The sequence below is a fragment of the Campylobacter sp. BCW_6873 genome, from assembly GCF_001762365.1.
GTDB classification, from domain to species: domain Bacteria; phylum Campylobacterota; class Campylobacteria; order Campylobacterales; family Campylobacteraceae; genus Campylobacter_D; species Campylobacter_D jejuni.
In genome coordinates this window covers 25,069-48,997 of the sequence record NZ_MJWS01000080.1, presented here as the reverse complement: position 1 = coordinate 48,997, position 23,929 = coordinate 25,069, and the positions used below count along the sequence as shown (strand labels likewise).

The following is a 23,929-nucleotide window of genomic DNA, read 5'->3' as shown; positions in this document are numbered from 1 at the left end:
TTCTTTAACAGCTTGATTGTCTTGTTCTAAACCTTTTTTAGTAGCAAGGATGTTTTCGTTGATAGCACTTGAGATTTGTCCAAATTCATCATTGCTTTTTACTTCTATAGTGGAAACATTTTTTGTTTTATGATTGATAAAGTCAAAGAATGAAGTTAAACCTGTTTGGATAGCTGCAAGTGGAGAGAGGTATTTTGATACGATGAAATAAAGGAGGATGACGCTAAATACTACTACAATAATGACAACAATGGCTTGAATAAATGCAGCTTTATGAATAGGTTTATTTATAATATCAGCGCTTTCGGTAATACAAGCTGTATAAGCAAAGACTTTAGTACAAGTTCCAAGTCTTTCTTGTCCTTTTAATCCATAGGTAAAAAAGTTATAATCTCCATTAGCCTTATATGCATTTAAAACAGGAGAATGATCAATAGACGGATTTAATAATTCTTTATTGGTTGCAGCAAATATTTTATTTTCTTCATCAAATAAAAAAGTATTTCCAGGAGTTTTTGCAACTAAATTTTGTAAATCTTCAGATGGCATATCTATACCTAACACCCCAATAAATTTACCATCTTTATAAATAGCTTTAGAATATGTTATCACATATTGTTTTGTTGCAGTATCTAAATATGTTGGTGTAATAAAAACATTATTCGTTTTTAACGCTCCTTGATACCATTCTTTTGCTTTTATATCCAAATTATCATATAAATTAGGCATTATTTTTTTGTTATCATTAGCTTGTTCGCTGAGTAAAACTTTTCCATTTGCTAAACCTAAATAAGTATTTAATGCGTCTGTACTATGGCGATAATATTTCAATATTGGACCAACATTGTTAATAATATTTTCTTCGGTATTTAAAGATTGATAAGGTAAATTTATTATATCTTTTTCTAAATTCTCAGTAAAAGATATATTTGTTGACCTAAAATTTTCAACAGTAGATTGCGTAACTTTAAGCAGGTCAGTTTGATTTTTAAGAGTACTTTCATGTAGTGAGGTTTTTGTAAAATAAAAACTTACAATACCTAGAATAATTAAGGCAAAAATTGCAATTAAATTTGCAATAAGAGAAAGCTTAAATTTTATACTATTCATTTTTTTCCTTTATTTGTATTTATTTTTAAATTTAAAATTAAATCTAGTATTATTTTATCAAAAAATATAAAATATTTCTTGACTTTTATCTTGAAAATTTAAAAATTTAATTATATTAATTGAAAATTATATGTATTTTTCTAAAAAGTAGCATTAATATAAAATAATAAAATATTTAGTTAAAAATTGAATTGTATGAAATTTATACTTATAAAGGATTAGAATGGCTTATACGATCATAGAGGTAGAAAGAAAAACAGGAGTTTCTAGTAGAACACTTAGGTTTTGGCTAGATAAAGGTTTATTTCCCTTTGTGGAAAAAGATAAAAATGGAGTGCGTTATTTTAGTGAAAAAGATTTAGAATGGGTGATTTGGGTGGATTGTTATAGACAAATTGGCATGAGTATCGAGGATCTTAAAAGATATATTTTTTTATGTGCTAAAGGAAAGAGTACTGCAAAAGAGAGATTAGAGATTATTTTAAAATTAAAAGAAAAAACACTAAAAGATATGAAAAAATTGGAGAGTATTATAAAAAAACTTGATTTTAAAATAGATTATTATGAAAAAATGGTTATGGAAAATAAAGATGAGCTAAATCCTTTAAGTAAAGATTATATTAAACGGAAAAAACGAGTAAAAATTTAAAAATATTTAATTTTATTCTTGACTTACACCAGATGTTAGGTTTTATACTTTTGATTAACATGATAGAAAAATGTTTTAATAATTAAGAACTATTAGTTTTTAATAAAAAATAAAAAAAGGATAAAAATGCAAAGAAGAAAATTAAGAAATTTGGAAGTAAGTGTCTTAGGACTTGGTTGTATGGGAATGAGCTTTGGTTATGGAGAAACTAAAGATGAAAAAGAGATGATAACACTCATTCATAGGGCAAAGGATCTTGGTATTGATTTTTTTGATACAGCCGAAGTTTATGGTCCTTTTATTAATGAAGAATTAGTAGGTAAAGCAATAAAATCTTTTAGAAATGAAGTGGTATTAGCAACAAAATTTGGTGTTAGAATTGAGGGTGCTAAGCAAATTGTTGATAGCACGCTTAATAAAATCAGAGAAAGTTTAGAAGGTAGTTTGAAGCGTTTGCAAACAGATTGTATAGATCTTTATTATCAACACAGAGTTGATACAAATGTTCCAGTTGAAGAAGTTGCTAATTTAATGGGTCAGTTTTATAAGGAAGGAAAAATTAAAGCTTGGGGTATGAGTGAAGCAGGAGTGCAAAGCATTAAAAAAGCTCATACAGTATTTCCGCTTAGTGCGGTTCAAAGTGAGTATTCTTTATGGTGGAGAGGACCAGAAAAAGAACTTTTAAAAGTTTTGGAAGAATTAAATATAGGTTTTGTTCCTTTTTCTCCTTTGGGAAAAGGATTTTTAGCAGGTAAATTTGATGCAAATTCTACTTTTGAAAATAATGACTTTAGATCACAAGTTCCACGTTTTAAAAGCGAGAATTTAAAAGCTAATTTGGATTTAGTTTATGCATTAGAAGATATAGCAAAAGCTAAAAATGCTACTTTAGCACAAATTGCTCTTGCTTGGGTTTTGGTGCAAAAAACATTTATTGTGCCTATTTTTGGAACAACAAATTTACGAAGGTTAGAAGAAAATATTAATGCTGTTAATACTCATTTTACTCAAGAAGAATTAAATCATTTAAAGAGTATTTTAGAAAAAATAATAATCAAAGGGGATCGGTATGCCGGTGAAGCAGCTCTTAGAGTTGGGAAATAAAAAGTTTGGTTTATTTCTTATTGTAATGGTTTTATGTAGTTTTGTTAAAGGAGTGTAAATGCAAGAACTTGAAAGTAAAGGAATTCATGGAAGTTTTAAAGGCGATAGTAAATTTTTTAGCAAAAATGTAAAAGTTTCTATGATGTTTAAATCAAATGAGTGGAGAAATTTTAGTGGGGCTTTGGTTGAATTTGAAGCCAGTGCTAGAAGTGCATGGCATACTCATCCTCAAGGACAAACCTTAATCGTAACAGAGGGCGAAATCATCACAAAAGTTCCAGGGCAAAAAGCCTTTATAGCTAAAAAAGGCGATGTGATAAGCTGTCCTATAGGAGTAAAGCATTTTCATGGTGCAACTAATACAAGTAGTGGAGCACACATAGCACTTACAGGCGAAAAAGAAGGTAAAAATGTAGAATGGCTTGAGCTTGTAAGCGATGAAGAATATGAAAATGCCTTAAAAGAAGCAAGAGAGTAAAGAAATTTGTAAATAAAACACAAAAATTTTATAAAAACTTTTATGTTTTTGGAGTATTTTAAATGCTCTTTTTTCACAAATTTTAAAAACCACAAAGGATAAAACCATGCAATTAAGACAAAAAGCAAGAGAAATTTTTGAAAAACTCTTAGGAGGAGCAAAAAAGGATCAACTTTTTGCAAGTGATAAAGAGTATTTTATCAATCATATAAATTTTACTTTTGATGAGAGCTTTATAAAAGCAAATTTGGATACACAAAAATATTTTTTAATCACTCTTGCTTCTACTTTAGCAGTAGGTGGAAAAATAGAGTTTAAAGCTTTACTTCAAGGTGTAATCAAGAACGATATAAGTCCTATTGTCATTAAAGAAGTGATTTATCAAGCTACGCCTTATGTGGGTTTTGCTAGAGTATGTGATTTTTTAAGCCTTTGCAATAAAGTGTTTAAAAAACTAAATATCGCCTTAGTTTTAACTCCACAAGGTACTACTACGCAAGAAAATCGCAAAATAAAAGGCAGGGAAATACAAAATGCTATTTTTAGTGAAGCCAATATCACTAAAATGATAGAAACTACACCAGAAGATAAAGCTTTTATAAATGATTTTTTGAGTGCGAATTGTTTTGGAGACTACTATACACGCATGGGACTTGATCTAAAAACTAGAGAGCTTTTAACCCTTGTATATCTTATCTCACTTGGCGGTCTAGATAATCAAGTAAAAGCCCATATACAAGGCAATCTTAATATGGGGCAAAGTAGAAAAGAGTTGCTAAATATCATTGCAGCTCTTATTCCTTATATCGGTTATCCAAGGGCTTTAAATGCTCTAAATTTGCTTGATGATATTAAAAAGTAGAATGCAAGCAATAAATATTTATTGTAAATTGAGCTTATAAGTTATTTGTAAATTAGTTTTATCAAAAAACTTGCAATCATTTTAGTATGCTTTTAAGCTCATTTAGATATTCTTGTTGTGTTTTTAGATTTTCTTCTAAAGAATTTAAAATCTCTTCACTAGTTCTTAGGATTTTTTCTTCTTTTACATTTGGATTTTTAGCACTTAAATCATAATTTCTTTCTTCAAGCTCTTTTTTGCTAACAAGCCAAGAATTAGCAGTGATTTTTCTTTCTTTGTAGCATTTTAGAAATTCTTTAAAATGTGCGTATTCTAAAGGCTTGTTTTTAGTAAGTTTATAAGGCGGTATAAGCTCGTAGTAATAAACTCCATCGCCTTCACAAATACATTTTTTACCTTTAGAGAAAAAAAGCACATTAGTCTTAACAGCACTATAAGGCAAAAATACCCCACTTGTCAAACTCAAAACGCATTCTAAATTAAAATCATCTAGTAAATCTTTTTTACACTCACAAAGGCATTTGAATTTTGAAAAAGCACACCTTCAGGCACGATGATCGCACATCTTCCGTTGTTTTTTAAAGATTTTAAAATGTGTTTAAAAACAAAAGTTCAGTAGCGTTTAATTTTATAGGAAAATTTTCTTGAATTTGTTCTTTTTCTTTACCTCCAAAAGGTGGATTTGCAAGTATTACTTCGTATTTTTCTTGTTCTGTTATATCTGTGATTTTTTTACTTAAAGTGTTTGTTTTTATGATATTTGGACTTGAAATTTCATGAAGTATCATATTCATAACGCCCATTGCGTAGCTAAGTGGAGTTTTTTCTTTACCAAAAAGAGCATCATTTTTTAAAAATTCAAGCTCTTCTACGCTTAAATTTGCTTTTTTGCCTTTGGTTCTGTCTTTATATAAAATATGTAAAAAACTCTCAACTAAAAATCCACAACTACCACAAGATGGATCATAAATTCTTTCTTTTGGTTTAGGATCTATTACTTCCACCATAGCCTTTATCAAAGGACGAGGGGTGTAAAATTCTCCACTATTTCCACCATCGCTACCCATATCTTTTAGAAGTTTTTCATAAACTTCACCTAAGGCAAATACTTCATCTTCTTTATTAAAACTAATCTCATCAATGATATTTATCACTTTTCTTAAAGTATGTCCATTTGCTATGCGGTTGTCTATAAACTCAAAAATTCCACCGATTTTATACTCTATACTTTTAAAATCATCATTATTTTTAAAATTTTTAAGATAAGGAAAAAGCTCTTTATTTACAAATTCAAGCAAATCTGATCCATTTAAAGCATTTTTTACATCAAGTTTGCCATCTTTTTTAGGCGCTGCCTAAATACTCCAGCTAAATTTTTCTTGCAAAATGCTTTTATAATCTTTGCCATCTAAAAACGCTAAATCTTTTAAATTTGTCTCATAATCATCTAAAAATTTTAAAAAAAGTATCCAGCTAATTTGTTCTGTATAGTGCATAGCACCGCTTATACCATCATCTCTTCTTAAAATATCTGTAATTTTATCTATTTTATTTTGTATTAAAAAATTCCTTTTTTGAAAAGTTTTAATAGTTCTATATTAATATAATAATTATTTCTACCCATTTTAATACACTCTAATACCCCTAAATTTTCACAAATTTTAAGATATTTTGAAGCACTTTGTCTAGAAATATTTAATGTTTTTATTAAAAATTCTATCTTTGTATAAGGATGAGAAAACAAAAGCTCCACAAAATCTTTACTATAAAAATTCGTTTTATTTTGTAAAATTTCGCTTACATTTAGCATCATTTTTTCTATCGTAATAATAGTTTCAATAGTTTTTACAGCGGTTTGCTCTATGCCTTTAAGTATGTATTCTATCCATTCTAAAATAGCTCCTTCATCACGCACTTTTTGCAAAAGCTTATAATATTCATCTTTATTTTTTACTATATAAGCACTAAGATATAAAATAGGAAAATCCAAAAGTCCTTTATATACTAAATAAAGTATATTTATAATCCTACCCGTTCTGCCATTGCCATCATAAAAAGGATGAATGCTTTCAAATTGATAATGTATAATTGCCATCTTTACTAAAAAATCAAATTCATCTAAACTATCATCGTTAATGTATAGTTCTAAATTTCCCATAAGTTCTTGTATATCATTAGGATTTTGGGGTGGTATGTGTTTGATTTCTCCTGTAATAGGATTTTTAAGCATAGTTCCACTTTGTTTTCTAAAACCTGCATTATTTCTTTCTAATCTTTTTTGAATTTCTAAAATATGTGCATTTCTTAATAACTGCTCTTTTTTTAATAACTCATATCCTTTTTTCAAAGCACTTTCATAATCTTTCACTTCTTTTGCTGCTCTTGTGAGTTTGTTTTCATCAACTCGTGATAAAAAAAGTTCATCATGTGTTGTGATGATATTTTCTATCTCACTCGAATCTTTTGCTTCTTGCAAAATCAAAGCATTGATTAAAATACTTGGATTTGGTATACTTTTACTAAGTCCATTTAACTCTGCTAATTTTCTAGAAGCTTTAATGATAAGACTATAAATATTTGCATTTAATTCTATATTTAAAGGCAATTTTTGAGGTATAAATTCTTTCATAATTTTCCAATATGTTAATTTTTTCTAAAAATTTTAACATTATAAAAAAATATGTTAAAAAAATCAAAAATTTTTAACATATCAAGCCAATGTGTTAAAATTTGGCAAATTTTTTAACATTTATAATCTTCCTTTAAAAGCTCTATCTAGCAATGATTTTTTAAGCTCTTGTAAATTTTTTATCTGTGCTTGATAATTTTGCTTTAAATCTTTTATATTTAAAGAAAGCTCATCTAAATGTGAAGCAATTTGCTTTTGTTCTTTCAATGGAGGCAGGGGGATTTGTAATTTAGAAAATTCTGTTTTATTTATAATAGGTAAAGTTGCCTGAGATGCGTTATTTTTAAGAATCTCTTGAAAATAATTACTCAAGCATAAAAAAATAAAAATTTTGGTAGAAATTTAGAATTTGGATAATAGCATTAATTTGTTGATTACAACTTCCATTAACTCCACTTAATCCTATTCCCTATAAGTGCCTATACAAACCACTAAAATCGTATCTTTTGGTATATTTCTTGCATTGTTAAAACCCAATTTTGATAAATTATCGCTAGCATATTTTATTATCATATCTCCATTTAAATCACTAGGTTTAAACAATGGATACATTTCTATAAAAATTCGGATTATTTTTGTTAGGCGTTGTTCCTGTAATTATTTCCCCTATATCACCCAGACTTTTCCATTCCTAACCCTGCGGGAGTTGATAATTTTTCTTAGTATTATCTTTTAAAGGATTAAAAGCTTTTTGTAAAGCACTTTGTATTAACTCATCTAAAATTCCCACTATCCTTTCTTGCTTTTTAAGTGATGGTAATGGGATTTCAATATTATCAAAATCACCTTTAGTTATATGTCTCATAACAGAACCATGGGTTTTTTCACTCATCTCTTCTAAAACATCTAAGATGCAAAAATAAAAATATTTTTTATTAATTTCTATTTTGTAAAATACAACTTTAGAGATATGTTGATTTAAAATAGCTTTATCATTATTCCATATAAATATACCCAAACTTGCAGATCAAGAAATAAGCAAATCTCCATTATTAATTTCAAATTTAGGATTGTATTCTTTAGAATAATAGTTAAAATTTTTATTTGTTCCTGTAAGATTTTGAATTCTAACAATAGGTAAGCCTTTTACATCCCAATCAATAGGCTTAAAAGCCATACCATTTATAAAAGTTGCACAATTTTTTAATTTTACTTTTGTAAATTTTGACATATATTATTTTCCATCATAATTTCTTTATAACTTTCTATAGCTTGTTGTGAATAATACTTACTCATCATGAAAGTAACAAATATAATAAAAACACAAATAGCTAAAATAGAATAAAGCAAAGTTCCTTTTTTAAATAATTTTGCTGAAGAATTTTTTAAGCCATTCTCTGTAATAAATTCTTTAGTGGTAGAAATAAAATTTTCCTTAATGTCTTTTATTTTTACCCAAGGTATAATTCCATTTTCCCAATATTCTTTTTTATTTCTTGATGGTGTTTCACCGCTTGAAATTTCAGCAATATCACCAAGCTTTTTAACTTCCCAATAATTCATCATTAACTAAAGCGAGTATTTAAAATATTTTTTTTTGACTCTTCATCAATATCTTTTCCGAAAAAAGCATATAAATTTTGACTTTTTTCCATATCTTCACATATTTTAATCAAATTAGAATTTTTTAATTTTTTCTTAAATATTCCAATCATTTTTAAAAATTGTTCTCTTGCTATTTTACTAAATTCTAACTTTCTATTTATCTCATCTTCTAAAATTGATTGTATAGCTAATTTAATTTGATTTTCTGTAAAATTTTCCATAAGAAACAAATAAATTTCATTAGCCTCCCATGAAATTCCACATCCATTACCCAAAAATACATTAGTTATAGTTAAAACATACTCATATTCTATATTTTTTGGAATATCAAATTTTTTACCAACCAAATTCTCTATTTTTTTAGCATAATATGGCTCTTTATAAAAATTATCATATGCATTGTGCGCATTGATAAGATTTTCCAACTCTTTTTTTAGTTCTACAATTTTATGTTCTTTACATAAATAAGACATTCCATCATCAACATTTTTTAATAACTCTTTTCCCTTAGCACTTCTATTATTGTCACCATTTGCAGAATATTCCGCAATTTTAATACCAATTTTATACTTTATTTCATCTTTTAAATTGTTCCATATATATGGATATAAAGCATCTATATTATCAATAACAAAATTAGCAGTATTTTCATCAGTATAAATACCAAATAAACCTAATGCTAAAGCATTAATTTTTTTATCGGATTGATTTTCTATAAATGCTCCAATTTCTATAATCTCTAATTCAGATAAAGAGTTTTTTTTAATATTTCCTAGAAATTTTTTCACTTTTATTGCTATTTCTGACTCTTTAGAACAAATTACTTCATCTATGCAAGTTTGCAAATGCGATAGCATATCATAAGCATTCAAAGCATTGTTATTTGGGTGTGCTGCACTCATTTCATTTCGCATCTCTCTAATATAATTTAATTTTTTATAACCAGTCTCACTCAACAAATCAATTTCTTTGGCACCTTTTAATAAATCAAAATCCGTTAATTTACTCAAATCTTCATCTGATTTAATTTGTCGTTTATTATTCTCATTTAAAGAAGATTGCTCTAAAAAATAAGAGATATCATATTGTATTATTTTATTTCTGATATTTAGTATAGTTTCATTCCATAAATAGTTTAACGCAGCATCAAATAAACCAACAGAAATGGAAGCCATGAATTTTGAAATATAGTTTGCTTGTTGTAATTTATGTTTCTCAATGCGAGATAAAATATTTTCAAGATTAACTATAACTATTATTCTGTCATTATAATTTTGAAATACATCTATTGGTATACCTAATTTTTGAACCAATTCATTTAATGAATCAGAATATTTCTCAAGTTGTTTATTATGCAATTCAACTACATTTTTTGCCATAAAATCTCCTTTGTTTTTAGAAATATTTAATTATAATTATTTTAAATAAATCTCCCTTTGTAAATCATCAAAACTTTGTTTTAGAATTTCTAAGCCACCAAATTCATCGGCCAATTCTCTTACATTGCCTAAAGAACTAAGCTCTATAAGCGGTTTTAAGCCATCATCAAAATCTTTTATGCCGTATTCTTGATATCTATTTAGTAAAAATTCTATGAATTTTATAGCTTTTTCTTTTTGAAAGCGTTTCAAAAACTCACTATTTTCTACTTGCAAAACACGCTCTTGCCTTGTTTTTATCTCGGCATTAAAGCTTAAATGCGCTAAAACATCGTATATATCACAATCTTTTTGAAAAATTTCTCTTAGATCTTTTAAAGCATCTTCATCTACTCCATCATTTGCAAGGGCTTTTAAAAATCTTTCTCTATTTTTTTGATCACTCCAAATTTCACGCAATTTTGCTTCATCATCATAATACTCACCAAGCTTTCCTATCAAAAATTCCAAAAACTCCTTAGTGCTAAGTGGCTTACCTTGTGCTCCTACATAAGTAGTTGTGATATCTAAAACCTTAAGTTTTGTGCCTTTTAAGTGTATGGTTGCGCTCTTTTTTTCTTTGCTTTCTTCTTTTGTTTGTTTTATATGCTCTTTAGTGATTTTTTCTTTTTCATCTTGCTCTTTTAATTCTTCTATTTTTTCACCATCCCATTTTGGATCATAAAAAAGCTTAGTCGCACCGACAAAATCAAGTATGGTAAAAAAGTCTTTGCCTTCATAAACCCTAGTGCCACGCCCGATGATTTGCTTAAATTCCACCATAGAACCTATATTTGCTAGCAATACTATATTTCGTACATTTTTTGCATCAACTCCAGTTGTGAGCATTTTAGAGCTAGTAAGTATGACAGGATAGCTTTTGTCATTATCTTGAAACAATTTTAGATAATCAAGCCCTATTTTACCTTCATCACTCGTAACTCTTACACAATAATCATCTCTTTTAACGCTTTTATATTTATCTATAGCTCTTTTTACCTCGTTTGCATGAGCTTGATTTGCACAAAAAATTATAGTTTTATCCATGGGATTTATAAGCTCTAAAATTTTCTTAGCGATAAAGTCATTATAGTTTGGTAAAAAGATATTTCTTTCAAACTCACTTTGTTTATAAAAGCCTTTTTCAAGCTCACCTTGTATCAAATCATCAGGATTATAGGTATAACCATCACTCAAAGTTGTTTTTATGAGTTTGACTTTATAAGGGGTTAAAAATCCATCTTCAATACCACTTTTAAGACTATAATCATAAACACTCTCACCAAAATACTCATAAGTGTCTATGTTTTCTTCTTTTTTTGGAGTAGCGGTTAAACCAAGCTGAGTCGCATAGGAAAAATATTCAAGCACAGCTCTCCAGCTTCCTTCTTCGTTTGCTCCACCTCTGTGGCACTCATCTATGATGATAAGATCAAAAAAATCTTTTGGGTATTGAAGATAAAATTTGCTCTCTTGTTCTTCTTGGGTGTTTTCTTGTTCTTTTGAATTTGCGGCTAAGCTTTGATAAATTCCAAAGAAAACATTTGCATTTGTTATGATTTTTCCATCATTTTTCTTTATTTCTTCGGCACTAATTGCCTTACAATCACTTTCTATAGGATTAAATTCTCCTAAGGCTTGATCTCTTAAGCTCACTCTATCACATAAAAATAGTATTTTAGGCTTTTGATCTTTGTTTTCTTTATTCCATCTTGCCTCTAACAAACGATAGCACAAATTAAAAGCTATGGTTGTTTTTCCTGTGCCTGTAGCAAGAGTGAGTAAAATTCTATTTTTGTTATTTATAATAGCTTCTATGACTTTGTCTATGGCTATTTTTTGATAATACCTTAATTCTTTTTGCGGAATATACATAACATTTTGAGTTAAAAGCCTGTATTGCCATTCTTTGACATTGCCATAAATCCTATCAAAAAGTTCTTTAGGACTTGGGAATTTATCTATATATTTACCACTATGACTTCTTATATCGTATTCATAAATTTTTTCTCCATTGCTACTATATACAAAAGGCACATTTAAAATTTTTGCATATTCTATGCCTTGAGATAAACCATCTAAAGGATCTTTGCTAAATTTTTTAGCTTCTATTATAGTAAGGTTGTTTCCTTCATATCTAAGCAAATAATCTGCAAATTTTCTTTGTGCTCTTTTACCACCTAAAAGTTTCCTACCATCTGTAAAATAATAATTTCTTTTTATGTTTTCTTCATTCCATAAAGCTAATTTTAATTTCTCATCTATAATTTTAACCCTTGTATCCTGCTCTGAAAAATTCATTTTTAACCCTAAATTAATTTTAAAACAATAATAACATATTTTAATTTGAATAACGGTTACTTTACAATTTTCTTAAAATTTTGCAATATTTTTTTACATTTTTTCGATAAGAAAAAAGCTTAAAGTCATTCTTTTTTGCTACAAATTTGGTGTTTTTGTGAAATAAATTTTCAAGCTTTTTTCTTGTTTTTTCAATTTGTTCAAGTGAAGTAGTATTAAAAGAATTTAAGATAATTTTTATTTCTTTTTGCTTTAAAAAGTTTAGAATATCAGTATTTTGTTTACCTAGCCAAATTTCAAAACCAAATTTAAGCCCCACTTTAAAACTAAGCATATCAAAAAGTGTTTCACGCATAGAATTTAACAAATAATTTGACATTATAAATTGTTTTCTTAAAAGAGCTTTTTCTAATTTTGTAAAAGTAAAATAAAACTCATTGCATATTTCATCAAAATCTTTTTCTGTTGGTTTCTTAATGCAAAAAACATTCTCATTTTGAGTTTTCTTAAATCTTTGATCTTTATCTATAAGCGCTTTGCTTAAAGGTTCAAATTTATAATAATGTTTCAATGATTTTAAGGGGATAAATTTAAAGTCTATTCTCACTCCATTTTTAAAAATCACCAAAAAACTCACCCAATTTTTAGGCAAATCAGCTTTATAGAATTCAAAGCTTTCAGGCGCTTGATAAAATAAAATTTTTCCAAAATTTTTAATAAATTTAGGTAATTTTGCTTTTTTGATATCTTTGCTTTTGTTTAGGTTTAATAATTTTCTCAAATTTTTAGATTTTAGAAAAAATGAAATATCATAATCTTGATATTTATCCTTTTTAGCTTTCTTATTTACTCTTGAACCTTCAAGTGTTATAAGACGAATTTGTTTATAAATAAAAGCAATATTTTTAATTTTTTCTAAAATTCTTTTTTTGCTTTGCATCTAAAAATTCCTTTTAAAAAAAATCTTAAAAGTTTTATATTTATATAATAATGATTTTTATCCATTTTGATATACTTTAAAAATATTAAATTTTTATAAATTTTTAATACTTTATTAAAAATTCTATCCTTGTTTAAGGATAAAAAAATAAAATCTCTAAGAAATCTTCGCTATAAAAATTTGTTTTATTTTATATATTCCATTCATTTAAATCGCCCCTTTATCACACAATTTCTTTATATTTAGAAGTAGCTTTGGTTGTATAAATTCTTTTATATTTTAAAATTTCTAAAGATTTTTAACATTATAAAAAAATACGTTAAAAAATCAAAAAAATTTTAACACATCAAGTATTTTTCTAATTTTTAAAAAATTATTTTCTCTCTTGACTTATAGCTACTCTAATGTTTTATAATTATAAAAAATCAAAAAAGGAGCAAAAATGCAATACAAAATTTTAGAAAACAATCGCATTGCAAGTAAAGGTTATGCAATGCTTAGCAAGGATGCGAAATTTACACCCTTTGAATTTAGCCGCCACGCTATTGGTGATAATGATATTTTGATTAAAATCCTATATGCAGGCATTTGTCATAGCGATATTCACACCGCAAGAAGCGAGTGGGGAGAAGCTACTTATCCTTGCGTGCCTGGGCATGAGATAGCAGGAGAAGTTATCGCTGTGGGTAAAAATGTGAGTAAATTTAAAGTAGGAGATTACGCAGGGGTTGGTTGTATGGTAAATTCATGTGGTGAGTGCGATGCTTGCAAACGCTCACAAGAGCAGTTTTGCGAAAATGGCAAAACCATCTTTACTTACAATAGTTGCGATGTATTTCATGGCAATGAAAACACTTATGGGGGCTACTCAAACAACATAGTTGTAAGTGAAAAATTTGCCATTTGTGTGCCAAAAAGTGCACCGATGGATAAGGTTGCACCTTTGCTTTGTGCGGGTATTACCACTTACTCGCCTTTAAAATTTTCTAAGATAAAAGAAGGCTCAAGCGTTGCTATAGCAGGCTTTGGCGGACTTGGTATGATGGCTGTAAAATACGCTGTTAAAATGGGTGCAAAGGTTAGCGTTTTTGCTAGAAATGAAAACAAAAAAGCCGATGCTTTGGCTATGGGTGTAAGCTCATTTTACACAAGCTGCGATAAAAACGCCGTAAAAGAACGCTTTGATTTAATCATCTCAACCATTCCAACGCCTTATAATCCTGCTGTTTATTTGGATTTACTTAAATTTGGTGGCGAAATGGCTATAGTTGGCTTACCTCCTGTGGAAGATAAGGTAAATATAGGCATAAACGAGCTTGTACATAAGGCAGGCAAAAAGGTTTATGGTTCGTTAATTGGCGGTATTGCTGAAACTCAAGAAATGCTTGATTTTTCTTTAAAACATGGAATTTATCCAGAAACCGAGCTTATTACCCCACAAGAAATCGATAAAGCTTATGAAAATCTAACCTCAGGAAAGGCTAAATTTCGCTATGTTATTGATATGACAAAAGAATAATTTAATACTTATCAAAAACTACATCGCTAATGTCAAATCCTCTTTGCTTAGCGATGTCTAAAAGCTCTTTTGTGCTTTTTTCATCTATTATATTTCTTGCTAAAATCCAAAGATATTTTTTATCAGGACTACCCACAATGGCAACTTTATACTCGCTATCAATAAAAATGATTTCATAATTTACTCTATTAAAAAGGTTCATAAAGATATTAAATCTCACTGCTAATTGTCTATTTGAAACGATTTTTGCCTTACCTTTTATGCTTGAAATTTCATTTTCTTTACTGCAAAAATTCTCAATCTCTACATAAGGAACACCATTTTTATATTTAAGCTCGTATTTTGCCTTTGAATTTAGGCAAGATTTTTGAAAAAAGGCGGGTTTTCTAGCCATTTCAAGCCATTCTCCCATATAATTTTGTAAAGAAAGTTCGCCAATTAATTCAAGCATTTTTTTCCTTTTTGTCTTTCTCGCCCCATTTGCACATAGCTTGTAAAATGGGAATTAAACTTTGTCCGCGTTTGGATAAGCTATATTCTACCTTGGGTGGAATTTGAGCGTATTCTTTTCTGATAATTAAACCATCATTTTCTAGTTCTCTTAAGGTATTGGTTAAAGTTTTAAAAGATATGGAGCTTAAAAAGCGTTTGAGTTCATTATAACGCACGATTTCATAGCGAAATAAGCAGTATAAAATACTCATTTTATATTTTCCATTAATTAATGCTAGAGTATAGTTAAATCCACATTCTTCGAAATTGCACTGAGAATTCTCTTTAGTCATTTAACATTCCTTTAGTATAGTATCTTACTTTATTTTCTGTATTGAAAATGATATTATGCTAAGTTATAATTGTATCATAAAATTTAAAAAAGGATAAAAATGAAAAATATACTCTTGCTTAATGGTGCTAAAGAATTTGGAAGTTCAAAAGGACAGCTTAATTTAACATTGCATAATCATGCTTTAGAAATTTTAAAAACATTAGGATACGAAGTAGATCAAACTCACATAGATCAAGGATATGATCCTAAAGAAGAGATACAAAAATTTATAAAAGCTGATGCTGTGATCTATCAAATGCCAGCTTGGTGGATGGGCGAGCCTTGGATAGTTAAAAAATATATCGATGAAGTGTTTGGTTTGGGTGCTGGAGTGCTTTTTAAAAATGATGGAAGAACTCATGAAAATCCTAGTAAAAACTACGGAAAAGGTGGTTTAGATCATGGTAAAAAATACATGTTTTCTCTCACTTGGAATGCACCTCTTGAAGCCTTTAATGATAAAAATGAATTTTTTGAAGGAAAGGGTGTAGATATGGTGTATTGGCATTTGCATAAGGCTCATGAATTTATAGGTATGAAAGCTTTACCAACTTTTATGTGTAATGATGTGGTAAAAAATCCTCAAGTGGAAAAATATCTAAACGAGTATGAACTACACTTGAAAAAAATTTTTTAAAAAATTTGACTTAAAAATTTCAAGGTGTAACATTGACTCGAACAAAGTATTTGTATATCTTGCTTGTTTTAGCTATGTTTTTATGGGGCTCATCTTGGCCTACTTCTAAGATTTTATCAGCTTATGCTGATACTTCTGTGATTACTTTTTGGCGTTTTTTCTTTGTTTTGCTAGGCTCTTTGATGGTATTAGGCTTTTTAAGAATTCCTTTAAGGCTTGAAAAATCTATTTTAAAATGGGTGCTGATAGCAGGAATTTTAAATGGGTTTTATACTTTTGTATTTTTTATTGCCATTAAGCATGGTTTAGCTGGAAAAGGCGGTGTTTTGGTTACAACTATGATTCCTATTTTTTCTTATTTTATATTTATGATAGCGATATTATTTCAAAAAGATAAAAAATCAACTCACAAGATCACAAAGAGTGAAATTTTAGGATTATTTTTAGGTTTATTATCTGGATTTTGTTTGTTAAATTTAGGGAGTTTAGAAGATTTATTTGGTAAATTTAATATTTTATTTTTAACTTGTTCTTTTATTTGGGCTTTGATAGCAGTGTTTAATCATAAAGCCAAAGGAGCTCACCCTTTGGCGATTAACTTTTATATTAATCTCATTTCTGTTTTAATGTTTTCTTGGGTATTGTTTGATGTAAAAAGTTATGAAATTTTTCATTTTGAATTTAAATTTTGGATCAGTATGTTTGTCGTTGCTTTTTTATCAACTATTATAGGTACTAGTATTTATTATTATGGGATTCACATTTTAGGGAGTGTTAAGGCAAATTCTTTTGTTTTAATCACTCCTGCTAGTGCTTTAATTTGCAGCTATTTTATACTAGATGAGGTGCCAAATGCACTTACCTTGTTAGGTTGTGCCTTGGCTATAGGTGCTATATATTTTATCAATATTTATGGCAAAAAAGCTTAGATCATTTTCTATAACCGTGGCTATTTTTGTATAGTCTCCTGTGCTTTGTCCTACTGCCATTAAAATGATAGGAATACCACTTTTTGGTACCTGTATGCTTCCAAAAACTGCAGGATCTGAAATAATATCTGTTGAGTTTTTATGCTCTATACTTTTGCTAGATTCTGTATAAATCACCATTCTATCACACTTTATAACTAGTATTTAAAAAAGCATCTATGCCTTTTTGAGTAAAAACATCTTTATTTGTTCCTAAAATAACGCGTATAATAGGATCTTTTGAGCTTTTAAAAATAGGATTTTCACATTCTCTAGCTTCTAAATTAAAAGGTATAAAAGTATTATGAGTATTTAAAATATCATCTTTTTGCAAAGCTCTTCCTTTAAAAATTCCAACTCTCATTTTAGCATCGCTGGATTTAGAGTTTAAAAAACTTTTTACTTCAAAGCTACCTGCTACGCATAAATACCCACGAAAACCTATTTTTGCTAAACCAAGTTCTAAAATATCGCCTTTATTTGCTTTATATACCTTGCAAGTTTTTATTTTTTGATTATTAAGCTTTGCCTCAAATTCAGCCCCACTTAAAACAAAATAATTCTCATCTAAAAATTTATATTTTCCACCCTTTAAATAAAGCTCAATTCCTGCTTCATCTTGTTTGTTTCCAAGTAAGATATTTGTCATTCTTAAGGCATCTTCATCCATAGCCCCACTTCTTGCTATGCCAAATTTAGCAAATTTTTTTCTACCAAAGTCTTGCAAACTCGAATTTATAAATGCTTCAATGATTTTATACTCATAAATTTCCTTTTGATAGATTTTTTAGCAACTTGCTCTTGGAACTCAAAAAATTCATCTTTTGAAATGGCTTTAAATTTTAAAAACATACCCGCTTTTAAAAGAGTGGAATTTTTTCATCTTCTTTATCAAAAAATTCCAAAGATGTTCTAGCAATGATTTACCAATCCCCTGGACTTGAAATAAGATAAACTCCTGTTTGTTTATTGGCTATACCTACACTTCCAGCTTCTATTTTTGCTCTAGGGCTTGAAAGGCGTGGGGTAAAAAGTTTTTTGTCCAAACCTCCAAGATAAGGAAAACCTGCCAAACCTAGCATAAAAACAAGATAGTAAGGCTTAGTGTGAAGAGATATAAGTTCTTCTTTTTAAATTTGATTGAAATTCTAAATCCAGTCCAAATTCTTCATCATAACAAAGTGGAACTTCTATACAAAGACTTGAGTTTTGCTCCGTAAGTTTAATATCCTTTTTAATTTTTTTCAAAAAATCAAGCAAAGAATTTAAAGAAAGTATACAAGGATTAAAGTATATAAGCAAGCTTGCATAAGTACTTATCAACTCATCAATACCATAAAATTTCACCTTCTTTTAGGGCTTTTTGTATCCTTTGTTTCGTGCTTAAAACATAAGCATTGATTTGAGGTGAAATTTCTTGTTTAATAAAAAGCAAAAGCAAAGCCTTGCTTCCACTAAAATGCACACTAAACATTGTTAAAACCTATATAAAATTTTCCAAAGCACAAATTTGAATTTGTTCTTTTTCTAAATTTTCTTTGATTTTTTTAACAAATTCTAAAGCTTTTACATTATCCCTATGAACGCAAATACTATCCGCTTTTAAATCAATTTCTTTGCCATTTATGCTTGTAACTTTGCCTTCTTTTATCATTTTTACAACGCGTTTATCGCTAAATTTTTATCAATAGCTGCTATATTATAAAGTGTGCCATAAGCTTTAAAATGCTGTATTTTCATACCTTTTGTCTTAGTAAAGCCAAAGCTCCTAGTTGATACAAGGCATGGTTTTTGACTTCTTCAAAGCTTATTTGCATATTGCGTCTTCCAAAACCCAAAAGATCAGGATAAGATGGGTGTGCTCCTATGCAAACACCATTTTGCTTGGCTAAATTTAAGGTCTTATCCATTACACAAGGATCACCCGCATGAAAGCCACAGGCGACATTTGCTGAGCTTACAAATTTTTAAAATTTTTTTCATCCATTCCCATTTTATAGGTGTCAAAACTTTCCTCTAAATCACTATTTAAATCTACTTTGAACATTATTTGACCTTGTATATTTAATTATTGATTTTATTGTATCTAAAGAAGAATTTTAAATAAGCTGAAAGTTTTGAAAAATAAATAAAAAAGTTACAATAAGTAAAAATAATATTTTAAGCAGGCTAAAACCTGCTTAATTTTAATCTTTCCTTGTTTTTGCATCAACTACGAATAAAGGTTTATAGAGCAGTTTAAATCCGCTAATAAAACTTAAAGTATCGTCACTTGTAAGCCAATTGATAAATTTTTTAGCTTCAGTATAATTAACATTTTTGCAATGTTTAGGATTTGTTGCTATAACAGAATAAAAATTTTTAAGGCTATCATTACCTTCATTTACAATGACTAAACTTGGATTTCCTTTTTCACTGGCTTCATATTTGATATAAGTGCCACGATCAGTTAAAATCACACCTTTTTTTTCTTCAGCGATTTTAATGCTTGCTAGCATACCTTGTCCACTTTGTTGATACCAGTTTTCTTTTTCAGGCACACCACCAAGATCTTTCCAAAGACTTTTTTCTTTATTATCAGTACCCGATTTATCGCCTCTTGAGATGAAAGTGAGTTTTTCATTTTTGATAAGTTCTAAACTTTCTTTTAAATTTTTGCCTTTAAATTTAGAAGCTATTGATTTATCCGCAATGATGATAAAATCATTATACATCACAGGGGTTCTATCCACGCCAAAACCTTTTTTTATAAATTCTTTTTCTGCTTTTGGAGAGTGTACAAAAAGTACATCAGCATTGCAATCTTCACCCATTTTTAAAGCCGCACCTGTTCCTACTGCAACCCATTTTAAGGTATTGCCGCTTTCTTGTTCATAAAGAGGCTTTAGAGCATCTAAAAGTCCTGTATTGTCAGTGCTTGTTGTGGTTGCCATTTTAAGTTCTGCTGCACTTGCACTTAAAGCTAAAGCAAGGGCTAAAGAAATGATTTTTTTCATTTTTTCTCCTTATAAATTTACATAAAAAAATATTTTAGCATAATTATGCTAAAATTACTTATTTTAAAAAGGATATTTTTGGATTATATTTTTGATGGTTTTAAACAAGCTTTATTTTTACTTTTTAATGCTGATGAAAGTGTAATTTCAGCTATAAAAACTACACTTTTAAGCTCAAGTATTTCTATAGTTTTAGCTTTGCTCATAGGTTTTCCTTTGGGATTTATCTTAGGCTTTTTTGATTTTAAATTTAAACGCTTTATAAAACTTATCATAGATACTAGCCTTTCTTTTCCAACAGTTGCGGTAGGACTTATACTTTATGCACTGATTTCAAGTCGAGGACCTTTGGGAGAATTTGGACTACTTTTTACTATAAAGGCTTTAATTTTAGGGCAGTTTATTTTAGCACTTCCTATAGTGATCGCACTTTTTTCAAATTTGATAGAAAATATGAATAAAAAACATTTTTTACTTATAAAATCTTTTCACTTAAGTCCTTTAAAACTTGTTTTAATGATGATTTATGAATTACGCTTTGCTTTGATTAGCGTCGTTGCACTAGCTTATGGACGCATTGTAGCAGAAGTAGGAGTAGCGATGATAGTGGGTGGAAATATTAAATACGACACTAGAACCATAACCACGGCTATTTCTCTTGAAACCAACAAAGGCGAATTTGCTAGTGGTATAGCTTTGGCTTTGGTTTTAATTCTCATTGCCTTTTGTTTAAATTTCATTACACACAAACTTAAAAGAACATAAAATGATAGAAATTTCTAATCTTTTTTTCAACTATCAAAACAAAGAAGTTTTAAAAATTAAAAATTTAAAACTTGATACAAGTAAAATTAGCATCTTAATGGGAACGAATGGAAGTGGAAAATCTACATTTTTAAGAATATTAAAATTTTTAGAAGGAGATTTTTCAAAAAATATTTCTTATTTTGGAAATTTTAAACTTAATAATAAACAAAAGCGTGAAATTTATTTGCTTTTTCCAGAGCCTATTTTGTTAAATCGTAGCGTAAGGGCAAATTTTTTATTTACTTTAAAAACTTATGGGATTAAAGAAGATATCGAAGAACGTATAAAAGAAAGTTTGATGTTTTTAAATTTAGATGAAAGTCTTTTAAGTAAATATCCTAATGAACTTTCATCAGGACAAAGTCAAAAAATAGCTTTTGCTATAGCTTTAAGCGTAAGAGCGAAGTATTATTTACTTGATGAACCGAGTGCTTTTTTGGATAAAAATACTACGCTTTTATTTAAAAAAGCTATTCTTAAAATGCACGAAAATTTCAATACAGGTTTTTTAATCGCAAGCCATGATAAACATTTTTTAGATTCTTTGGCTCAAAAAAAACTTTATTTACACAGTGGAGAAATTTTAGAATTTGAAAATACTAATGTTTTTGAGCTAGAAAATCAAGGTGTAAAATTTTGTAATTTTATAGATTTTAGTAATTGTAAAAAATATAAAGATTTTAAAAAACCTCCAAGTAAAATTGCGATTGATCCTTATAAAATTTCTTTTTTTAATTCTAAAAATATCCCAAAAAATAATTATGAGTTTATTTTAGAAAAATGTTATATTATAGCACTTAGAAGTAGGAAAAGTGATGTTTTTATAAGGGTAAGTTGTATGGATAAAATTTTAGAATTTGCTTTAGAAAAACAAGAATTTTTAAAATTCGATTTAAAATTATACAAAGAACTCAGTCTTTATTTTTATGAAGATGCAATATGTTTCTTAAATTAACATACATTATAAAATTTAAATAAAATATTACAAATATTCTCATTTTTTATAAAATTTATCTTAATTATTTTTTAAATTTGTATTTAATACAAATAAACTCTTATATAATGTTTAAAAATAATCATAAAGGAGTTTTTATGCTTAATCAAAATAATCAAGAGCTTTTTAAGCCAAGTAAAGAATTTTCTCGTAATGCTCGTATAAAAAATTTATGTGAATACTATGATTTATGCGATGAAGCCAAGGAAGATTTTGAAGGTTTTTGGAAAAGACAAGCACTTGAGAAGATCGAGTGGTTTTCGCCTTTTTCAAGAGTGCTAAATGAGGATAAAGCTCCATTTTATAAATGGTTTGAAGGTGGAACTTTAAATGTAAGCTATCAATGTCTTGATCGTCATATGAAAACAAGACGCAATAAAGCTGCTTTGATTTTTGAAGGTGAAATGGGGGATTATGAAGTTTATACTTATAGAAGATTATTGCATGAAACTTGCAAGGCAGCCAATTTGCTTAAAAAATTCGGAGTAAAAAAAGGCGATAGGGTTGTAATTTATATGCCTATGATTGCAGAAACAGCTATAGTAATGTTAGCTTGTGCAAGGATTGGGGCTATTCATAGTGTGGTATTTGGAGGGTTTTCTCCTGAAGCCTTAAGAGATAGAATTATAGATGCAGGAGCTAAACTTGTAGTAACGGCTGATGGTGCTTTTCGTCGTGGCAAACCTTATATGTTAAAACCTGCAGTAGATAAGGCTTTAAGTGAAGGGTGTGAAAGTGTAGAAAAAGTACTTATAGTTATACGCAATAATGAGCCTATAGAATATATTAAAGGAAGGGACTATGTTTATAACGAACTTGTGAAAAATGAATCTTATAAGTGTGAACCCGAAATCATGGATAGCGAGGATTTGTTGTTTTTGCTTTACACTTCAGGATCAACGGGCAAGCCAAAAGGAGTTATGCATGCAAGTGCAGGATATATACTTTGGGCACAAATGACTATGGAATGGGTTTTTGATATTAAAGATTATGATAATTATTGGTGTAGTGCTGATGTGGGTTGGATTACAGGACATACTTATGTAGTTTATGGGCCTTTAGCATGTGGAGCAACGACTATAATGCATGAAGGGACTCCTACTTATCCAAATTCTGGGCGTTGGTGGAGAATGATAGAAGAGTATCAAATAAGCAAATTCTACACTTCGCCAACTGCCATAAGAATGCTTCATGCTGATGCGCCTGATGAGCCAAGAAAATATGATTTAAGTACGCTTGAAGTGCTTGGAACGGTTGGAGAGCCTATAAATCCTAGTGCTTGGAAGTGGTTTTATGATGAAATAGGGGGAACTAAAAGTCCTATAGTCGATACTTGGTGGCAAACAGAAACAGGTGGACATATGATCACGCCTTTACCAGGCGCTACTCCTTTAAAACCAGGTTGTGCCACCTTGCCTTTACCAGGAATTTTTGCAGAAGTTATTGATGAAGAAGGCAATAAAAAAGATGAGGGTGAAGATGGATTGCTTTGTATAACTAAACCCTGGCCTTCGATGATTCGTGGAATTTGGGGTAATGATGAACATTATATAGAAAGTTATTTTTCTCAAGCTAAAAAAGATGGAAAAGCTGTATATTTTAGTGGCGATGGTGCTTTTTACGATAAAAATGGTTATATTACCATCACAGGAAGAACAGATGATGTGGTTAATGTTGCAGGACATCGTATAGGAACAGCTGAAATTGAAAGCGCTATTGCTAAACATCCAAGTGTAGCAGAATCAGCTGTAGTGAGTATTTTGGATGCGATTAAGGGCGAGTCATTGTTTGCTTTTGTGGTTTTAAGTCCTGCATCCAGTTGTGATCTTGGCGGAGCTATAGAAACTTTAAAAGAACTTAATGACATTTTAAGAGTAGAGATAGGACCTATAGCTAAAATAGAAAAAATTCTTTATACTCCAGGTTTACCAAAAACTAGAAGTGGTAAAATAATGAGAAGAATTTTAAGAACTATAGCAAGAGGTGAAGAAATCAAACAAGATATTTCAACGCTCGAAGATTCTGGAGTAGTAGAAACCATTGTTAAATTAGCTAAGGCAGAGTTTGAATAACAAGCAAAAAGAAC

At 28.8% G+C, this 23,929-nt stretch carries 22 protein-coding genes and 5 pseudogenes; 10 read left to right on the top strand and 17 right to left on the bottom strand.

The genetic code is table 11. From position 1 onward, the window contains the following. The coding region (locus AJ932_RS08055) for a cache domain-containing protein (protein WP_261660108.1) at window positions 1-1,110 on the bottom strand (1,110 nt) is incomplete at its 3' end. A gap of 223 nt (window positions 1,111-1,333) precedes the next feature. Here AJ932_RS08055 and AJ932_RS08050 point away from each other — a divergent pair. From AJ932_RS08050 to AJ932_RS08035, 4 genes are all read left to right on the top strand, one after another. Continuing rightward, a complete protein-coding gene (locus AJ932_RS08050; RefSeq protein WP_070210380.1) occupies window positions 1,334-1,759 on the top strand; it encodes a MerR family transcriptional regulator in 426 nt (141 codons plus the stop codon). A 126-nt stretch (window positions 1,760-1,885) separates the two neighbouring features. Continuing rightward, window positions 1,886-2,863, top strand: a complete 978-nt coding sequence (locus tag AJ932_RS08045; protein ID WP_070233908.1) for an aldo/keto reductase — start codon at window positions 1,886-1,888, stop codon at window positions 2,861-2,863. A gap of 58 nt (window positions 2,864-2,921) precedes the next feature. Next, complete coding sequence (locus tag AJ932_RS08040; RefSeq protein ID WP_070247970.1) at window positions 2,922-3,341, top strand: cupin domain-containing protein; 420 nt, start codon at window positions 2,922-2,924, stop codon at window positions 3,339-3,341. A gap of 106 nt (window positions 3,342-3,447) precedes the next feature. Further along, on the top strand, window positions 3,448-4,203 hold the full coding sequence (locus AJ932_RS08035; RefSeq protein ID WP_070278715.1) for a carboxymuconolactone decarboxylase family protein: 756 nt from the start codon (window positions 3,448-3,450) through the stop codon (window positions 4,201-4,203). A 76-nt stretch (window positions 4,204-4,279) separates the two neighbouring features. Here AJ932_RS08035 and AJ932_RS08030 read toward each other — a convergent pair. The 10 genes and pseudogenes from AJ932_RS08030 to AJ932_RS08000 form a co-directional block, all read right to left on the bottom strand. Then, a pseudogene (locus tag AJ932_RS08030) lies at window positions 4,280-5,762 on the bottom strand (N-6 DNA methylase). Next, window positions 5,762-6,832: a Fic family protein gene (locus AJ932_RS08025; protein ID WP_070278713.1), complete on the bottom strand. Its 1,071-nt coding sequence runs from the start codon at window positions 6,830-6,832 to the stop codon at window positions 5,762-5,764. Before AJ932_RS08025 ends, AJ932_RS08030 begins: the two are co-directional and overlap by 1 nt. Window positions 6,833-6,952: 120 nt before the next feature. Beyond that, entirely contained in the window at window positions 6,953-7,204 is a 252-nt protein-coding gene (locus AJ932_RS11050) for a restriction endonuclease subunit S (protein ID WP_096738697.1), read from the bottom strand. A 90-nt stretch (window positions 7,205-7,294) separates the two neighbouring features. Next, window positions 7,295-7,435 carry a hypothetical protein gene (locus AJ932_RS11045; RefSeq protein ID WP_374220174.1) on the bottom strand — a complete coding sequence of 47 codons (141 nt, stop codon included), beginning with the start codon at window positions 7,433-7,435 and terminating at the stop codon, window positions 7,295-7,297. 88 nt (window positions 7,436-7,523) lie between these two features. Beyond that, window positions 7,524-7,850 (bottom strand): restriction endonuclease subunit S, encoded by a 327-nt coding sequence (locus AJ932_RS11040; RefSeq protein ID WP_002862198.1) that lies wholly within the window; start codon window positions 7,848-7,850, stop codon window positions 7,524-7,526. A 9-nt stretch (window positions 7,851-7,859) separates the two neighbouring features. Continuing rightward, on the bottom strand, window positions 7,860-8,063 hold the full coding sequence (locus tag AJ932_RS10570) for a hypothetical protein (RefSeq protein ID WP_173403810.1): 204 nt from the start codon (window positions 8,061-8,063) through the stop codon (window positions 7,860-7,862). Further along, window positions 8,042-8,395: a restriction endonuclease subunit S gene (locus AJ932_RS08015; RefSeq protein ID WP_214283696.1), complete on the bottom strand. Its 354-nt coding sequence runs from the start codon at window positions 8,393-8,395 to the stop codon at window positions 8,042-8,044. Before AJ932_RS08015 ends, AJ932_RS10570 begins: the two co-directional genes overlap by 22 nt. Before the next feature lie 2 nt (window positions 8,396-8,397). Further along, entirely contained in the window at window positions 8,398-9,816 is a 1,419-nt protein-coding gene (locus tag AJ932_RS08010) for a hypothetical protein (RefSeq protein ID WP_070233902.1), read from the bottom strand. Window positions 9,817-9,852: 36 nt separating this feature from the next. Further along, a complete protein-coding gene (gene hsdR / locus AJ932_RS08005; RefSeq protein ID WP_070278711.1) occupies window positions 9,853-12,156 on the bottom strand; it encodes an EcoAI/FtnUII family type I restriction enzme subunit R in 2,304 nt (767 codons plus the stop codon). 61 nt (window positions 12,157-12,217) lie between these two features. Continuing rightward, a complete protein-coding gene (locus tag AJ932_RS08000) occupies window positions 12,218-13,096 on the bottom strand; it encodes an aminoglycoside 6-adenylyltransferase (protein ID WP_070274150.1) in 879 nt (292 codons plus the stop codon). A gap of 442 nt (window positions 13,097-13,538) precedes the next feature. Here AJ932_RS08000 and AJ932_RS07995 point away from each other — a divergent pair, with 442 nt between their 5' ends. Continuing rightward, a complete protein-coding gene (locus tag AJ932_RS07995; protein WP_053872489.1) occupies window positions 13,539-14,615 on the top strand; it encodes an NAD(P)-dependent alcohol dehydrogenase in 1,077 nt (358 codons plus the stop codon). A 1-nt stretch (window position 14,616) separates the two neighbouring features. Here AJ932_RS07995 and AJ932_RS07990 read toward each other — a convergent pair whose 3' ends face one another. Beyond that, on the bottom strand, window positions 14,617-15,066 hold the full coding sequence (locus tag AJ932_RS07990) for a lipocalin family protein (RefSeq protein ID WP_070278710.1): 450 nt from the start codon (window positions 15,064-15,066) through the stop codon (window positions 14,617-14,619). Continuing rightward, a pseudogene (gene rrpA / locus AJ932_RS07985) lies at window positions 15,054-15,400 on the bottom strand (MarR family transcription factor RrpA). Before rrpA ends, AJ932_RS07990 begins: the two are co-directional and overlap by 13 nt. A 99-nt stretch (window positions 15,401-15,499) precedes the next feature. Here rrpA and AJ932_RS07980 point away from each other — a divergent pair. Together AJ932_RS07980 and AJ932_RS07975 are read left to right on the top strand one after the other, a co-directional pair. Continuing rightward, window positions 15,500-16,078, top strand: coding sequence for an NAD(P)H-dependent oxidoreductase (locus AJ932_RS07980; RefSeq protein ID WP_002867872.1), 579 nt, complete (start codon window positions 15,500-15,502; stop codon window positions 16,076-16,078). Window positions 16,079-16,110: 32 nt separating this feature from the next. Next, window positions 16,111-17,007 carry a DMT family transporter gene (locus AJ932_RS07975; protein WP_070278709.1) on the top strand — a complete coding sequence of 299 codons (897 nt, stop codon included), beginning with the start codon at window positions 16,111-16,113 and terminating at the stop codon, window positions 17,005-17,007. Here the strand turns inward: AJ932_RS07975 and AJ932_RS10370 are convergent. The 4 genes and pseudogenes from AJ932_RS10370 to tupA all read right to left on the bottom strand — a co-directional run. Continuing rightward, window positions 16,993-17,815: pseudogene (locus AJ932_RS10370) on the bottom strand (biotin-dependent carboxyltransferase family protein); the annotation flags it as partial. The gene AJ932_RS07975 and the pseudogene AJ932_RS10370 sit on opposite strands and share 15 nt — an antisense overlap. After that, window positions 17,801-18,520 (bottom strand): annotated as a pseudogene (locus AJ932_RS10565) (5-oxoprolinase subunit B family protein); the annotation flags it as partial. The pseudogenes AJ932_RS10565 and AJ932_RS10370, both read right to left, overlap by 15 nt. A 9-nt stretch (window positions 18,521-18,529) precedes the next feature. Beyond that, a pseudogene (locus AJ932_RS07960) lies at window positions 18,530-19,093 on the bottom strand (5-oxoprolinase subunit PxpA). A 139-nt stretch (window positions 19,094-19,232) separates the two neighbouring features. Beyond that, the gene (gene tupA / locus AJ932_RS07955; RefSeq protein ID WP_002862184.1) at window positions 19,233-20,042 is read right to left on the bottom strand and encodes a tungstate ABC transporter substrate-binding protein TupA; all 810 of its coding nucleotides are present in this window, start codon (window positions 20,040-20,042) and stop codon (window positions 19,233-19,235) included. 78 nt (window positions 20,043-20,120) lie between these two features. Between tupA and tupB the strand changes: the two genes are divergently transcribed. The 3 genes from tupB (at window position 20,121) to acs (ending at window position 23,915) form a co-directional block, all read left to right on the top strand. Beyond that, window positions 20,121-20,807 (top strand): tungstate ABC transporter permease TupB, encoded by a 687-nt coding sequence (gene tupB / locus AJ932_RS07950; protein ID WP_002871132.1) that lies wholly within the window; start codon window positions 20,121-20,123, stop codon window positions 20,805-20,807. 1 nt (window position 20,808) lies between these two features. Continuing rightward, on the top strand, window positions 20,809-21,804 hold the full coding sequence (gene tupC, locus AJ932_RS07945; protein WP_044778913.1) for a tungstate ABC transporter ATP-binding protein TupC: 996 nt from the start codon (window positions 20,809-20,811) through the stop codon (window positions 21,802-21,804). Between the two features lie 137 nt (window positions 21,805-21,941). After that, complete coding sequence (gene acs, locus AJ932_RS07940; RefSeq protein WP_070278708.1) at window positions 21,942-23,915, top strand: acetate--CoA ligase; 1,974 nt, start codon at window positions 21,942-21,944, stop codon at window positions 23,913-23,915. Window positions 23,916-23,929 lie beyond the last annotated feature (14 nt).